This window comes from uncultured Roseobacter sp., from assembly GCF_947501835.1.
GTDB lineage: Bacteria > Pseudomonadota > Alphaproteobacteria > Rhodobacterales > Rhodobacteraceae > Roseobacter.
In genome coordinates this window covers 416164-429274 of sequence record NZ_CANMXR010000001.1, presented here as the reverse complement: position 1 = coordinate 429274, position 13111 = coordinate 416164, and the positions used below count along the sequence as shown (strand labels likewise).

Below are 13111 nucleotides of genomic sequence, written 5' to 3'. Positions count from 1 at the left end.
GAAGCGCAATGCTTCAGGACAAGGACCGCATCTTTACCAATATCTACGGCATGCATGACCGCACGCTGAAGGGCGCGCAAGCCCGCGGCCATTGGGATGGCACGGCGGGCATCATCAAAAAGGGCCGCGATTGGATCGTGGATCAGATGAAAGCCTCTGGTCTGCGCGGGCGCGGTGGGGCAGGCTTCCCCACAGGTCTGAAGTGGTCTTTCATGCCGAAGGAGAGCGATGGGCGCCCGGCCTATCTGGTCGTGAACGCGGACGAGTCCGAGCCCGGCACCTGCAAGGACCGCGAGATCATGCGGCACGACCCGCATACGCTGGTTGAAGGCTGCCTGATCGCCAGCTTCGCGATGAATGCGCATGCCTGCTATATCTACATCCGTGGCGAGTACATCCGCGAGAAAGAGGCGCTGCAGGCCGCGATTGACGAGGCCTATGAGGCCGGGCTGATCGGCAAGAATGCTGCTGGGTCTGGTTGGGATTTCGACCTCTATCTGCACCACGGGGCGGGCGCCTATATCTGCGGTGAGGAAACCGCGCTTCTGGAGAGCCTTGAAGGCAAGAAGGGCATGCCGCGGATGAAGCCGCCGTTCCCAGCGGGGGCTGGCCTTTATGGGTGCCCGACCACGGTGAACAACGTGGAATCGATTGCCGTGGTGCCCACGATCCTGCGGCGCGGACCGGAGTGGTTCGCGGGCTTTGGCCGGGCGAACAATGCGGGCACCAAGCTCTTTGCGATTTCGGGCCATGTGAACAACCCTTGCGTGGTCGAAGAGGCGATGTCGATCACCTTTGAGGAGCTGATCGAGACCCATTGCGGCGGCATTCGCGGCGGCTGGGCCAACCTCAAGGCGGTCATCCCCGGCGGGTCCTCGGTGCCGATGATCCCGGGCAAGGACATGAAAGACGCCATCATGGATTTCGACTACCTGCGTGAGCAGCGGTCAGGTCTGGGCACGGCAGCGGTGATCGTGATGGATAACTCCACGGATGTGATCAAGGCGATCTGGCGGCTGTCGAAGTTCTACAAACACGAGAGCTGCGGGCAATGCACGCCGTGTCGCGAAGGCACCGGATGGATGATGCGGGTGATGGACCGGCTGGTCACCGGCGAGGCCGAGCCCGAAGAGATCGACATGCTGCTGGATGTGACCAAACAGGTCGAAGGCCACACGATCTGCGCCCTGGGCGACGCGGCGGCCTGGCCCATTCAAGGGCTGATCCGGCATTTCCGCGACGAGATCGAGGACCGCATCAAGCACAAGCGCACGGGCCGCGTCAGCGCGGTGGCGGCGGAGTGATGGCAAGCCGAAACGCGCTGGCTTTCGCCGCACTCGTGATGGTCATGGTCGCTTTGCCGCGCGTCGCCGTTTCACAGAGCGCCGCCTATCAAGATGCGGTCGGGCAAGTCTATGCCGCATATCACATAAGCAGACGTTGCGAGGGGTTCGGAACGATCACTGGGGAAGGTTACACCGGCTATCAGGGTCTTGTGATCGGTGCGTCGAATGCGATGAAGGCCCAAGGGCTGCGCACGCAAAAGATCCGTAAGTACCTGTTTTATAGCAGAAATGAATGGATCGTATACCAGATGGAACGGGTTTTGGCAGATCGGCAAGTCCCGGCGTTTGCACCCAGCAGGCTGTGTCCATTCGCAAGAAAGATTGCCGGAAAGAACGACACCATTGGTCTTTTCCTGGTGCGGGAGTAGCGTATGACTGACTATCACCTCGCCGAACTCAACGTTGGCCGCCTTGTGGCCCCGGTGGACGATCCGCGTGTCGCGGATTTCATGGCGAACCTTGACCGGATCAATGGCTTGGGCAAGCGCATGCCGGGATTTGTGTGGATGATGGAAGGGTCTGGTGCGCCGGGCACTGGCAATACCGACAACGCCATTGGGGGCGACCCGCTCTTTGTGCCGAACCTGAGCGTTTGGGAGAGTGCGGAGCAGCTCGAAACCTTTGTCTGGGGCACGATCCACAAACAATTCTACGCGCGCCGCGCGGAATGGTTCGAGGTGCTGGGAGAGATGCATTTCGTCATGTGGTGGGTGCCTGAAGGGCATCAGCCGACGCTTGAAGAAGCGCTGGACCGGCTGCAGCATCTGAAAATCAATGGAGACAGCGACCACGCTTTTGGCTGGGCGCATTTGAAGGAAGCAACCCAGTGGCGCGACAACGGATGCGCCCCGGTGGCGGCGGAGTAGGCGTGATGAGAACGGTTGTAATTATTTTGATGCTGAGCGGTGCCTTGATGGCCTGCACCAGCGAAGCCGAAAAGATCACCTTTGACGGGCAGTTCTACCGCACCGACCTTGATGATCTGGACGAACGGCATAAGTTTCAGGTGACGGCCTCGCCCGTCTCTGCGTCCCTGCTGGGTGCAAAGGAAGCCGCGCGGTACGAGGCGACGGTGTTCTGCGTGAATGAATACGGCAGCTCCGCGATTGATTGGGTGATTGGCCCGGATGACGCCGACGAAACGCTGCCCATTGCCAACGACACGCTGACGCTGCAGGGAGCTTGCCCGCTGTGATCCGCGTCATGCAACATCAGGCCGCGCCGGATCGGGCACCGCTGATATTGCATATCAGACCGGTGGCCTCACATGTGATCGCTCAGCAAGGGGGCATGTCGCCCCGGTTGGGAGAATGATGATGCGTCGTAAAATGTTGCCTTTGTTTGTCGCAGGCGTGATGTCGGTCACAAGTGGTATGGCCGATATTGCCCCGCTCAGAGACGTGAAATCCATTGACGATGGGCTCTTTGTGATCGGGCTGGCGGATCAGATCCGCAAGAATTGCCCCACGATTTCCGCGCGTGTTTTCAAAGCCTTGGGCGCCCTGCAGGACCTGAACAATCAGGCGATGGCCATGGGCTACACCAAGGCGGAGATCGACGCGCATGTGGAATCGGACGCGGAAAAAGACCGGTTGCGCGCCCGGGCGCGGGACTACATGGCGGCGCAGGACCTGAAACCGGATGAGGCAGGGTATTGCGCGCTCGGCCAGAAGGAGATCGAGCGGAATTCGAAGGTGGGTGCGCTGTTGAGGTCGTCGCAATGATATGGCGCTTCGTGATATCATTGTGCGTGCTGTCAGCGCTGGCGGCACCGGCATGGGCGCAGCCCAATGTCCGGCTGGCGATACAATTCGAGAAGTTCCCCAAGGGCACCCAATGCGGGGTCGAGGATTCCTACAACCCGGTGCGGGTCTTTGACCGCAAGGGCAAGCCGCGGCTGCTGATGGTCGGCTTTGTCTCGGTGGGGCAGGTCTATTGCGACCTACCGGGCGGCAAACGCATTGGCGTTGACGTGAACAAAAGGCTGCGGCCGCAAACCCGTACGGTGGGTTTCCGGATTTTTCCCAGCGGACGGGCCGTCATGACAACAAGCGTTGTCGGCGGGATCATCAAAGATGAACTCCAACGGGTGATCACCCCTTGGAAATGAACAGAAATGAGCGCGCAGTGCAGCGTGTGCGACGCGATAAAAGGCAAATGATATGAGCGACTTACGCAAGGTCATTATTGATGAGCAGGAAATCGAGGTGGATGGCGCGATGACGCTGATCCAGGCCTGCGAAGAAGCGGGCATCGAGATCCCCCGGTTCTGCTACCACGAACGCCTGACCATCGCGGGCAACTGCCGGATGTGTCTGGTCGAGGTCGTGGGCGGCCCGCCCAAACCGGCGGCATCCTGTGCGATGCAGGTCAAGGACCTGCGCCCGGGGCCGGAAGGGCAGCCGCCGGTGGTCAAAACCAACTCGCCGATGGTCAAGAAGGCCCGCGAGGGGGTGATGGAATTCTTGCTGATCAACCACCCGCTGGATTGCCCGATCTGCGATCAGGGCGGCGAATGCGACCTGCAGGATCAGGCGATGGCCTACGGGGTGGATTTCAGCCGCTATCGCGAGCCCAAACGCGCGACCGAAGACCTCGATTTGGGTCCGCTGGTCGAGACTCATATGACCCGCTGCATTTCCTGTACCCGCTGCGTGCGCTTCACCACCGAGGTGGCGGGCATTCACCAGATGGGCCAGACCGGGCGGGGCGAGGATGCGGAAATCACCTCCTATCTCGGTCAGACCCTGGACAGCAATCTACAAGGCAACATCATCGACCTGTGCCCGGTTGGGGCTTTGGTTTCAAAGCCTTACGCTTTTACCGCGCGCCCGTGGGAGCTGACCAAAACCGAGAGCATCGACGTCATGGACGCGCTGGGATCCAACATCCGGGTGGACACCAAAGGCCGCGAAGTCATGCGGTTTCTGCCGCGCAACCATGATGGCGTGAATGAGGAGTGGATTTCCGACAAGACACGTTTTGTCTGGGACGGGTTGCGCCGTCAGCGGCTCGACAAACCCTACATCCGCGAGAATGGCAAGCTGCGCCCGGCAAGCTGGCCCGAAGCCCTTTCGGCCACTGCGGCAGCGATGGACGGTAAATCTGTCGCTGGCCTGATCGGTGATCTGGTGCCGGTGGAAGCCGCCTTTGCGCTGAAACAGATGATCGAGGGTCGCGGCGGGGTCGTTGAATGCCGGACGGATGGGGCAAAGCTGCCTGTGGGCAACCGCTCGGCCTATGTCGGCACGGCCAGCATCGAAGATATCGATGACGCCAAACGCATTCTGCTGATCGGCACCAATCCGGCCATCGAGGCGCCTGTGCTGAACGCGCGCATTCGCAAGGCCTGGACCATGGGCGCAACCGTCGGCCTGGTGGGCGAAGCGGCGGACCTGACCTATGAGCATCTGCATCTGGGCACGGATCGTGCGGCGCTGAAGAAGATCAGCGAAATGGATCACTCCGATCAGCATGACATCCCCGGTGTCATCATCGTGGGGCAGGGCGCGCTGCGCGAAGCGGATGGCGCGGCCGTGCTGGCGATGGCAATGCAACTGGCCGATGCCGCCAAATCCAAGCTGCTGGTCCTGCACACCGCCGCCGCGCGCGTTGGTGCGATGGACATTGGCGCCTGTAATGACGGCGGGATGGAGGCGGTTGCGGGCGCGGATGTGATTTACAACCTCGGCGCGGATGAGATCGACATCGCAGATGGTCCATTTGTGATCTATCAGGGCAGCCACGGGGATCGCGGCGCGCATCGGGCGGATATCATCCTGCCGGGCGCCGCTTATACCGAGGAACCGGGGCTTTTCGTCAATACCGAAGGACGCCCGCAATTGACCCTGCGCGCCGGATTTGCGCCGGGGGAGGCCAAGGAAAACTGGGCGATCCTGCGGGCGCTCTCCGCCGAGACAGGCGCGCAACTGCCCTATGATAGCATCGCACAGCTCCGGCGGGCGCTGGTGAAAGCGGTGCCGCATCTGGCAAAAATCGATGAGGTCATCAAAAACGACTGGCAGCCACTGGCGGCCGGACCGCTGGGCGATGCTACCTTTAAACCCGCAATCACGGATTTCTACCTGACCAATCCGATTGCGCGGGCCAGCCAGCTGATGGCGGAACTCAGTGCCAATGCCAAAGCGCGGCGCGAAGAGGCCATTGCGGCGGAATGAGGCAACTGGCGCTCATATCCCCTCTGGCGCTGGCGGCCTGCGCGCCGCCCGTGCCGGTGGCAGAGGATTTCATCCCCGACTACCTGGGTGTTGAAACCGCGCTGTTGGACGGGGATCTGGTGCAATTCAACGTGGCCATGACCAAGGCGCAGTCTGAAAAAGACGTTCAGCGCTACGCCGAATGTGCCGCTGCGCAATACGCCCTGATCCGCGGATACGGATTTGCACGACATTTGCGCACAAATGTGACGGAAGAGGGTGGCGTGTGGGCGGCAGATGCTGTTTACACCATCTCGCCAACCCTGCCTGACGGGCTAGCTACAATCGACGCCGAAGTCACCGTGGCCGCCTGTGAGGAAACTGGAATACCGACGGTGTGAGGACCTATGGCTGACTTCTTTACCACCCCTGGCGGCATCGCCGTCCTGATCCTGGCGCAGGTGCTGGCGGTCGTGGCCTTTGTCATGGTCTCCCTGTTGTTCCTGGTCTACGGCGACCGCAAGATCTGGGCCGCGGTGCAGATGCGGCGCGGGCCCAACGTGGTGGGCACCTTCGGGTTGCTGCAAACGGTGGCGGATGCGCTGAAATACGTGGTCAAAGAGGTGGTGGTGCCTGCGGGCGCGGATAAGACCGTCTTTATGCTCGCCCCGATGACATCCTTTGTGCTGGCGCTGATCGCCTGGGCGGTGATCCCGTTCAACGAGACATGGGTGCTCAGCGACATCAACGTCGCCATCCTCTTTGTCTTCGCGGTCTCCTCGCTGGAGGTTTACGGCGTGATCATGGGCGGCTGGGCCTCGAACTCGAAGTACCCCTTTCTCGGGTCCCTGCGGTCCGCAGCCCAGATGATTTCCTACGAAGTGTCGCTGGGCCTGATCATCATCGGGGTGATCATATCCACCGGGTCTATGAACTTTGGCGGTATTGTCGCGGCTCAGGATGGCGCCTACGGGTTCTTTAGCTGGTACTGGCTGCCGCACTTCCCGATGGTGTTTCTGTTTTTCATCAGCTGCCTGGCGGAAACCAACCGCCCGCCCTTCGACCTGCCGGAAGCGGAATCCGAACTGGTGGCGGGCTATCAGGTGGAATATTCCTCGACGCCCTTCCTGCTCTTCATGGCCGGTGAATATATCGCCATCTTCCTGATGTGCGCACTGACCACGCTGCTCTTCTTTGGCGGCTGGCTGTCACCCATTCCGGGCCTGCCCGATGGCGCGCTGTGGATGGTCGCCAAGATGGGCTTCTTCTTCTTCCTCTTCGCGATGGTCAAGGCCATCACCCCGCGTTACCGCTATGACCAACTGATGCGTCTGGGCTGGAAAGTCTTCCTGCCGTTCAGCCTCGTCTGGGTGGTCTTTGTGGCCTTCGCCGCCAAATTCGACTGGTTCTGGGGCGCTTATGCGCGCTGGGGCATGGGAGGCTAGCGATGGACCGATTGGATAATGTCCTTGCAATGCGCAAAGCGCATTGCATCGCGCCCGACCCCGCCCCCCAGGGCGGGCGCGATTGCGCCCCCCCTCGGTGCCGGGCGCGATGCTGGGGTGTCGGAGGTGAACGATGACACAGATCGACTATACACGCGCCGCCAAGTATTTCCTGCTTCAGGATTTCTGGGTCGGCATGAAACTGGGGCTGAAGTACTTCTTTGCTCCAAAGGCCACGCTGAACTACCCGCATGAAAAGGGGCCGCTCAGCCCGCGATTTCGCGGTGAGCATGCGCTGCGCCGCTATCCCAACGGCGAGGAACGCTGCATCGCCTGCAAGCTCTGCGAGGCGATATGCCCGGCGCAGGCGATCACGATTGATGCGGAGCCGCGCGAGGACGGTAGCCGTCGCACCACGCGGTACGACATCGACATGACCAAATGCATCTATTGCGGCTTTTGCCAGGAGGCCTGCCCGGTGGATGCGATTGTCGAAGGGCCGAATTTCGAGTTCTCCACTGAGACGCGCGAAGAGCTTTACTATGACAAGGAAAAACTGCTGGCCAACGGCGAGCGCTGGGAAGCCGAGATCGCGCGCAACCTCGAACTGGATGCCCCTTACCGATGAGCAGCACGGACGCATATACCCGCGGCAAGGCGATGGCGGAGGCCACAAACCCAGGCATCGAAGATGCCCTGGCGGCGCGCTATGATGCGATCCTGCCAGGGTTTTCGACCACGATGATGGAAGTGGCTTTCGGCCATTACTACACGCGCGAGGGCCTCGACGACAAAACCCGCTATCTGACCACGGTTGCCGCGCTGACGGCGCTTGGCGGGCAGACGGGGCCACAGCTCAAGGTACATATCCGCAACGCGCTACGCTCCGGTGCGACGCAGCGCGAGGTCGCCGAGGTGATCAACCAAATGGCGCTCTACGGTGGGTTCCCGGCGATGATCAACGCGCTCAACGCGGCGTTGGAAGTGTTTGAAGACGAGGCGGCCGCATGAGTGATCCCAAGAACCCCTTTGAAGGCACAAACCCTTTTGCGGCGATGATGGCGCAGGCGCAGGAGATGGCGAAGAGCTTCCCGGCGATGGAGGCGTTTTCGCCCAAGGGGTTCGAGAAGATGATGGGCACCATGCCCAAGGACATGATGGAAGTGATGTTCGGCAACGCGCTGAACGAAGGTTCGCTGGACGCCCGCACGCGGATGCTGCTGACGCTGGCGGGGCTGACCATGCAGGGCGCGCAGAATGACGTGGCCTTCCGGCAAGCGGTACGTCACGCGCTGGAGGCGGGTGCCACCGAGCAGCATATTGTCGAGACGATCGGGCAGATGTCGATGTTTGCAGGCCTGCCCGCCATGACCCGCGCGCTGGAACTGGCGCAGCAGGTATTGGACGAAGAGAAGGACAAGGAATGACGGTTTTTGCCTTTTACCTGTTTGCGATCAGCGTAATTGCCGGGGGGCTCTTCACAGTCATCAGCCGTAATCCGGTGCATTCGGTGCTCTGGCTGATCCTGGCGTTTCTCTCCTCAGCGGGGCTCTTCGTGCTGCTGGGCGCGGAGTTCGTGGCGATGCTGCTGATCATCGTCTATGTGGGCGCGGTCGCGGTGTTGTTCCTCTTTGTGGTGATGATGCTGGATGTGGATTTCGCCGAACTGAAGGCGGAGATGGCGAAATACATGCCGCTGGCGCTGCTGATCGGGCTGGTGATCCTGATGCAATTCGTGATGGCCTTTGGAGCCTGGGAAAGCAACGCCGCCGCCGAAGGGCTGCGCGCGCAGGTGATGCCGGTCGACCGGCATAACACCGAAGCGCTGGGGATGATCCTTTACGATCAATATTTCCTGCTGTTCCAGCTGGCGGGTCTGATCCTGCTGGTGGCGATGATCGGGGCGATTGTGCTGACGTTGCGCCACCGCTCGGACGTGAAACGTCAGGATGTGGTTGCCCAGATGATGCGTGACCCCAACGTCGCAATGGAACTGAAAGACGTCAAGCCGGGGCAGGGCTTGTAATGAGCGGAGACCAGATAGCCATACTGGTCGCTGTAGCTGTCGCAGTCCTTGCGGCACTTGGATACTTCAACCGGACCTAGATGCCGGGAGGGACGAAATGATTGGACTAGAACATTACCTGACAGTGGCGGCGACGCTCTTTGTCATTGGCATCTTCGGACTGTTTCTCAACCGCAAGAACATCATCATCCTGCTGATGAGCATCGAATTGATGCTGCTGGCGGTGAACATCAATCTCGTCGCCTTCTCCAGTTTCCTCGGGGATCTGGTGGGCCAAGTCTTTACGCTCTTTGTTCTGACGGTTGCTGCTGCGGAGGCGGCAATCGGTCTGGCCATTCTGGTCTGTTTCTTCCGCAACCGCGGCACCATCGCCGTGGAAGACGTCAACTTGATGAAGGGCTAAGGCACAATGGAAACCATCATCCTCTTTGCCCCGCTGGTGGGCGCGCTTTTGTGCGGGTTCGGCTGGCGCGTCTTTGGCGAGACGGCTGCGATGTGGATTGCCACCTCGCTGCTCTTTGTTTCGGCGATCCTGTCCTGGGTTGTGTTCCTCACCTTTGACGGCACGACCGAACAGATCCAGATCCTGCGCTGGATCGAAAGCGGCACGCTCAGCACCGATTGGGCCATCCGCCTCGACCGCCTGACCGCGATCATGCTGATCGTGATCACCACGGTCTCCAGCCTCGTACACCTCTATTCCTTCGGTTACATGGATCACGACCCGCAGTGGAAAGAGGGCGAGACCTACAAGCCACGCTTCTTTGCGTATCTCTCGTTCTTCACCTTTGCGATGTTGATGCTGGTGACAGCGGACAACCTGGTGCAGATGTTCTTTGGCTGGGAGGGTGTCGGTGTCGCCTCCTATCTGTTGATCGGATTTTACTACCGCAAGCCCTCCGCCAATGCGGCGGCGATCAAGGCCTTTGTGGTCAACCGCGTTGGTGACTTTGGCTTTGCGTTGGGGATCTTCGCGCTCTTCTTCCTGACCGATAGCATCAATTTCGACGATGTCTTCGCCGCCGCGCCGGATCTGGCGGAGACGCAGCTGACCTTCCTCTGGGGGGAATGGAACGCGGCCAATTTAGTGGCCCTGCTGCTCTTCATCGGGGCGATGGGGAAATCGGCACAGCTGCTGCTGCACACCTGGCTGCCGGACGCGATGGAAGGGCCAACGCCGGTTTCCGCACTCATTCATGCGGCGACCATGGTGACCGCGGGCGTTTTCCTCGTTTGCCGCATGTCGCCGATCATGGAATTCGCGCCGGAGACCGCGGCCTTCATCACCGTCATCGGGGCCACCACGGCCTTCTTCGCCGCGACGGTTGGCCTCGTGCAGACCGACATCAAACGGGTGATTGCCTACTCAACCTGTTCGCAGCTTGGCTATATGTTCGTGGCCGCGGGCGTCGGCATGTATTCCGCGGCGATGTTCCATCTCTTCACCCACGCCTTCTTCAAGGCGATGCTGTTTCTCGGCGCGGGCTCGGTCATCCACGCGATGCACCATGAGCAGGACATGATGAATTACGGCGGGCTGCGCAAAAAAATCCCCTATACCTTCTGGGCGATGATGATCGGCACGCTGGCCATCACCGGCCTGGGTATTCCGGTCTGGATCCTCACGCTGGGCGAGATCCCGATTGGTTTTGCGGGCTTCCAGTCCAAGGATGCGATTGTGGAAAGCGCCTATGCCGCGGGCTCAATGTATGGCTTCTGGGCCTTGGTGGTCGCGGCGCTCTTCACCAGCTTCTACAGCTGGCGGCTGATGTTTCTCACGTTCTACGGCGAGCCACGCGGCGACAAACACACGCATGACCATGCGCATGAAAGCCCGATGACGATGATTGTCCCGCTGGGCGTGCTGGCGCTGGGGGCGATTTTTGCGGGCATGGTCTGGTACGGGTCCTTCTTTGGCCACACCGACAAGGTCGCGAAATTCTACGGTATTCCCTACGCCGAAGCGGGCGCACATGGCCCGGGTCACAGTGACGAGACCCATGCAGAACATGTGGCGGATGGCACCGCCGATGAACACCATGGCGATGCGGCTGAGGGCGCGCATGCGGACGACGGCCATGGCGAAGCCAAAGGCAAAGACGGCGAGCATCACTATGCCTTCACCGGCCAGCCGGGGGAGGGCGCGCTCTACATTGCCCCTGAGAACACGCTATTGGATGATGCGCATAAGGTACCCTATTGGGTGAAAACCTCGCCCTTCGCGGCGATGTTGCTGGGTTTCCTGACCGCCTATTGGTTCTACATCAAGAACCCGTCGCTGCCTGGTCGTCTGGCCGAAAACCAGCGGCCCCTATACCTGTTCCTCAAGAACAAGTGGTATTTCGACGAGCTCTACGATGTGATCTTTGTGGGGCCGGCGAAGTGGATCGGCAGCTTCCTGTGGAAACGCGGTGATGGCGATGTGATCGACGGCGGCCTGAATGGCGTGGCCATGGGGATCATTCCGTTCTTCACCCGCCTCGCGGGCCGGGCGCAGTCGGGCTACATCTTCACCTATGCCTTCGCGATGGTCATTGGCATCGCGGTGCTTGTCACCTGGATGACGATGAGCGGAGGAGCAAACTGATGGACAATCTTCTGTCGATTGTGACCTTCATCCCTGCAATGGCGGCGTTGATCCTCGCGGTGTTCCTGCGCGGCGATGATGAGGCGGCGAACCGCAATGCCAAATGGCTGGCCATGGCAGCGACCTCGATGACCTTCCTGGTGTCGCTCTTCATTCTCGCGGAATTTGATCCGAACGATACGGGTTTCCAGTTTGTCGAACAGGCGCCCTGGCTTCTGGGCCTGCAGTACAAGATGGGCGTGGATGGCATTTCCGTGCTCTTCGTGATGCTGACCACCTTCATGATGCCGCTGGTGATCGCGGCCTCGTGGAACGTCGAGACGCGCGTCAAGGAATACATGATCGCCTTCCTGCTGCTGGAAACGCTGATGCTGGGCGTGTTCATGGCGCTGGATCTGGTGCTGTTCTACCTGTTCTTTGAGGCGGGGCTCATTCCGATGTTTCTGATCATCGGCATCTGGGGTGGGGCGAACCGCATCTATGCGAGCTTCAAGTTCTTCCTCTATACCTTCCTCGGCTCGGTGCTGATGCTGGTGGCGATGGTGGGCATGTTTGCGGATGCGGGCACGACGGATATCGAAGTGCTGTTGAATCACCAGTTCGCCTTTGAGACCTTTTCCATCGCCGGGGTGACCATCGTTGGCGGGCTGCAGACATTGCTCTTCATCGCTTTCTTCGCCAGCTTCGCGGTCAAGATGCCGATGTGGCCGGTGCACACCTGGCTGCCGGATGCCCACGTGCAGGCCCCCACGGCCGGGTCCGTGGTGCTGGCGGCGATCCTGCTGAAGATGGGCGGCTATGGTTTCCTGCGGTTTTCGCTGCCGATGTTTCCGGTGGGCTCCGAAGTCATGACCCCGCTGGTCCTGTGGATGTCGGCGATTGCGATTGTCTACACCTCGCTTGTCGCCCTTGTTCAGGAAGACATGAAGAAGCTGATTGCCTATTCCTCGGTGGCGCACATGGGTTTTGTGACCATGGGGATTTTTGCGGCCAACCAGCAGGGCGTGGATGGCGCGATTTTCCAGATGATCAGCCACGGGTTTATCTCTGGCGCGCTCTTCCTCTGCGTCGGCGTGATCTACGACCGGATGCACACCCGCGACATCGACGCCTATGGCGGGCTGGTGAACCGGATGCCAGCCTATGCGCTGATCTTCATGCTTTTCACCATGGCCAACGTCGGGCTGCCGGGCACCTCCGGCTTTGTCGGTGAATTCCTGACGCTGATGGCGGTGTTCCAGGTCAACACCTGGGTGGCGGCTGTGGCGACCACGGGTGTGATCTTCTCCGCCGCTTATGCGCTCTGGCTCTACCGCCGGGTGGTGATGGGGGACCTGATCAAGGAGAGTCTGCGCTCGATCACCGATATGACCCCGCGGGAACGCTGGATCTTTGCACCACTGGTGGTGATGACGATCCTGCTGGGCGTCTACCCGGCGCTGGTGCTGGACATCACCGGACCTGCCGTTGCGGCACTGGTCGGCAACTACGATACGGCACTGGCCGCAGCCGAAGCTGCGTCCCAGTTGGCGTCGAACTAAAGGACGGAC

16 protein-coding genes are annotated in these 13111 nt (G+C 60.5%); all 16 read left to right on the top strand.

Annotated features, from left to right (window positions below):
• Window positions 1-8 precede the first annotated feature (8 nt).
• The 16 genes from nuoF to Q1A20_RS02045 all read left to right on the top strand — a co-directional run bounded on the left by nuoF (window position 9) and on the right by Q1A20_RS02045 (window position 13102).
• The gene (gene nuoF, locus Q1A20_RS02120) at window positions 9-1304 is read left to right on the top strand and encodes an NADH-quinone oxidoreductase subunit NuoF (RefSeq protein WP_299404109.1); all 1296 of its coding nucleotides are present in this window, start codon (window positions 9-11) and stop codon (window positions 1302-1304) included.
• On the top strand, window positions 1301-1714 hold the full coding sequence (locus tag Q1A20_RS02115; protein WP_299915704.1) for a hypothetical protein: 414 nt from the start codon (window positions 1301-1303) through the stop codon (window positions 1712-1714). Before nuoF ends, Q1A20_RS02115 begins: the two co-directional genes overlap by 4 nt.
• A gap of 3 nt (window positions 1715-1717) precedes the next feature.
• On the top strand, window positions 1718-2212 hold the full coding sequence (locus Q1A20_RS02110) for a DUF3291 domain-containing protein (RefSeq protein WP_299404114.1): 495 nt from the start codon (window positions 1718-1720) through the stop codon (window positions 2210-2212).
• Window positions 2213-2217: 5 nt separating this feature from the next.
• Entirely contained in the window at window positions 2218-2541 is a 324-nt protein-coding gene (locus tag Q1A20_RS02105) for a hypothetical protein (RefSeq protein ID WP_299404116.1), read from the top strand.
• A gap of 121 nt (window positions 2542-2662) precedes the next feature.
• Entirely contained in the window at window positions 2663-3070 is a 408-nt protein-coding gene (locus Q1A20_RS02100) for a DUF5333 domain-containing protein (RefSeq protein ID WP_299404119.1), read from the top strand.
• Entirely contained in the window at window positions 3067-3456 is a 390-nt protein-coding gene (locus Q1A20_RS02095) for a hypothetical protein (RefSeq protein WP_299915701.1), read from the top strand. Before Q1A20_RS02100 ends, Q1A20_RS02095 begins: the two co-directional genes overlap by 4 nt.
• Before the next feature lie 52 nt (window positions 3457-3508).
• On the top strand, window positions 3509-5524 hold the full coding sequence (gene nuoG, locus Q1A20_RS02090; protein ID WP_299404124.1) for an NADH-quinone oxidoreductase subunit NuoG: 2016 nt from the start codon (window positions 3509-3511) through the stop codon (window positions 5522-5524).
• Window positions 5521-5904: a hypothetical protein gene (locus Q1A20_RS02085; protein WP_298969897.1), complete on the top strand. Its 384-nt coding sequence runs from the start codon at window positions 5521-5523 to the stop codon at window positions 5902-5904. The genes nuoG and Q1A20_RS02085 overlap by 4 nt, the downstream gene beginning before the upstream one ends.
• A gap of 6 nt (window positions 5905-5910) precedes the next feature.
• Window positions 5911-6948, top strand: a complete 1038-nt coding sequence (gene nuoH, locus Q1A20_RS02080) for an NADH-quinone oxidoreductase subunit NuoH (RefSeq protein WP_298969896.1) — start codon at window positions 5911-5913, stop codon at window positions 6946-6948.
• 133 nt (window positions 6949-7081) lie between these two features.
• Window positions 7082-7576: an NADH-quinone oxidoreductase subunit NuoI gene (gene nuoI / locus Q1A20_RS02075; RefSeq protein WP_298969895.1), complete on the top strand. Its 495-nt coding sequence runs from the start codon at window positions 7082-7084 to the stop codon at window positions 7574-7576.
• Window positions 7573-7959, top strand: coding sequence for a carboxymuconolactone decarboxylase family protein (locus Q1A20_RS02070; protein ID WP_299404127.1), 387 nt, complete (start codon window positions 7573-7575; stop codon window positions 7957-7959). The genes nuoI and Q1A20_RS02070 overlap by 4 nt, the downstream gene beginning before the upstream one ends.
• Entirely contained in the window at window positions 7956-8375 is a 420-nt protein-coding gene (locus Q1A20_RS02065; RefSeq protein WP_299404128.1) for a carboxymuconolactone decarboxylase family protein, read from the top strand. The genes Q1A20_RS02070 and Q1A20_RS02065 overlap by 4 nt, the downstream gene beginning before the upstream one ends.
• A complete protein-coding gene (locus Q1A20_RS02060) occupies window positions 8372-8974 on the top strand; it encodes an NADH-quinone oxidoreductase subunit J (protein WP_299915698.1) in 603 nt (200 codons plus the stop codon). Before Q1A20_RS02065 ends, Q1A20_RS02060 begins: the two co-directional genes overlap by 4 nt.
• A 97-nt stretch (window positions 8975-9071) precedes the next feature.
• Complete coding sequence (gene nuoK, locus Q1A20_RS02055) at window positions 9072-9377, top strand: NADH-quinone oxidoreductase subunit NuoK (protein ID WP_299915696.1); 306 nt, start codon at window positions 9072-9074, stop codon at window positions 9375-9377.
• A gap of 6 nt (window positions 9378-9383) precedes the next feature.
• A complete protein-coding gene (nuoL, locus tag Q1A20_RS02050; RefSeq protein ID WP_299915694.1) occupies window positions 9384-11561 on the top strand; it encodes an NADH-quinone oxidoreductase subunit L in 2178 nt (725 codons plus the stop codon).
• A complete protein-coding gene (locus Q1A20_RS02045) occupies window positions 11561-13102 on the top strand; it encodes an NADH-quinone oxidoreductase subunit M (protein WP_299404135.1) in 1542 nt (513 codons plus the stop codon). Before nuoL ends, Q1A20_RS02045 begins: the two co-directional genes overlap by 1 nt.
• Window positions 13103-13111 lie beyond the last annotated feature (9 nt).

Bases quoted from the DNA above. Each gene is read 5' to 3' on its own strand.
- nuoF (WP_299404109.1), top strand. From the start codon at position 9: ATGCTTCAGGACAAGGACCGCATCTTTACCAATATCTACGGCATGCAT.
- Q1A20_RS02110 (WP_299404114.1), top strand. From the start codon at position 1,718: ATGACTGACTATCACCTCGCCGAACTCAACGTTGGCCGCCTTGTGGCC.
- Q1A20_RS02105 (WP_299404116.1), top strand. From the start codon at position 2,218: ATGAGAACGGTTGTAATTATTTTGATGCTGAGCGGTGCCTTGATGGCC.
- Q1A20_RS02100 (WP_299404119.1), top strand. From the start codon at position 2,663: ATGCGTCGTAAAATGTTGCCTTTGTTTGTCGCAGGCGTGATGTCGGTC.
- Q1A20_RS02095 (WP_299915701.1), top strand. From the start codon at position 3,067: ATGATATGGCGCTTCGTGATATCATTGTGCGTGCTGTCAGCGCTGGCG.
- nuoG (WP_299404124.1), top strand. From the start codon at position 3,509: ATGAGCGACTTACGCAAGGTCATTATTGATGAGCAGGAAATCGAGGTG.
- Q1A20_RS02085 (WP_298969897.1), top strand. From the start codon at position 5,521: ATGAGGCAACTGGCGCTCATATCCCCTCTGGCGCTGGCGGCCTGCGCG.
- nuoH (WP_298969896.1), top strand. From the start codon at position 5,911: ATGGCTGACTTCTTTACCACCCCTGGCGGCATCGCCGTCCTGATCCTG.
- nuoI (WP_298969895.1), top strand. From the start codon at position 7,082: ATGACACAGATCGACTATACACGCGCCGCCAAGTATTTCCTGCTTCAG.
- Q1A20_RS02070 (WP_299404127.1), top strand. From the start codon at position 7,573: ATGAGCAGCACGGACGCATATACCCGCGGCAAGGCGATGGCGGAGGCC.
- Q1A20_RS02065 (WP_299404128.1), top strand. From the start codon at position 7,956: ATGAGTGATCCCAAGAACCCCTTTGAAGGCACAAACCCTTTTGCGGCG.
- Q1A20_RS02060 (WP_299915698.1), top strand. From the start codon at position 8,372: ATGACGGTTTTTGCCTTTTACCTGTTTGCGATCAGCGTAATTGCCGGG.
- nuoK (WP_299915696.1), top strand. From the start codon at position 9,072: ATGATTGGACTAGAACATTACCTGACAGTGGCGGCGACGCTCTTTGTC.
- nuoL (WP_299915694.1), top strand. From the start codon at position 9,384: ATGGAAACCATCATCCTCTTTGCCCCGCTGGTGGGCGCGCTTTTGTGC.
- Q1A20_RS02045 (WP_299404135.1), top strand. From the start codon at position 11,561: ATGGACAATCTTCTGTCGATTGTGACCTTCATCCCTGCAATGGCGGCG.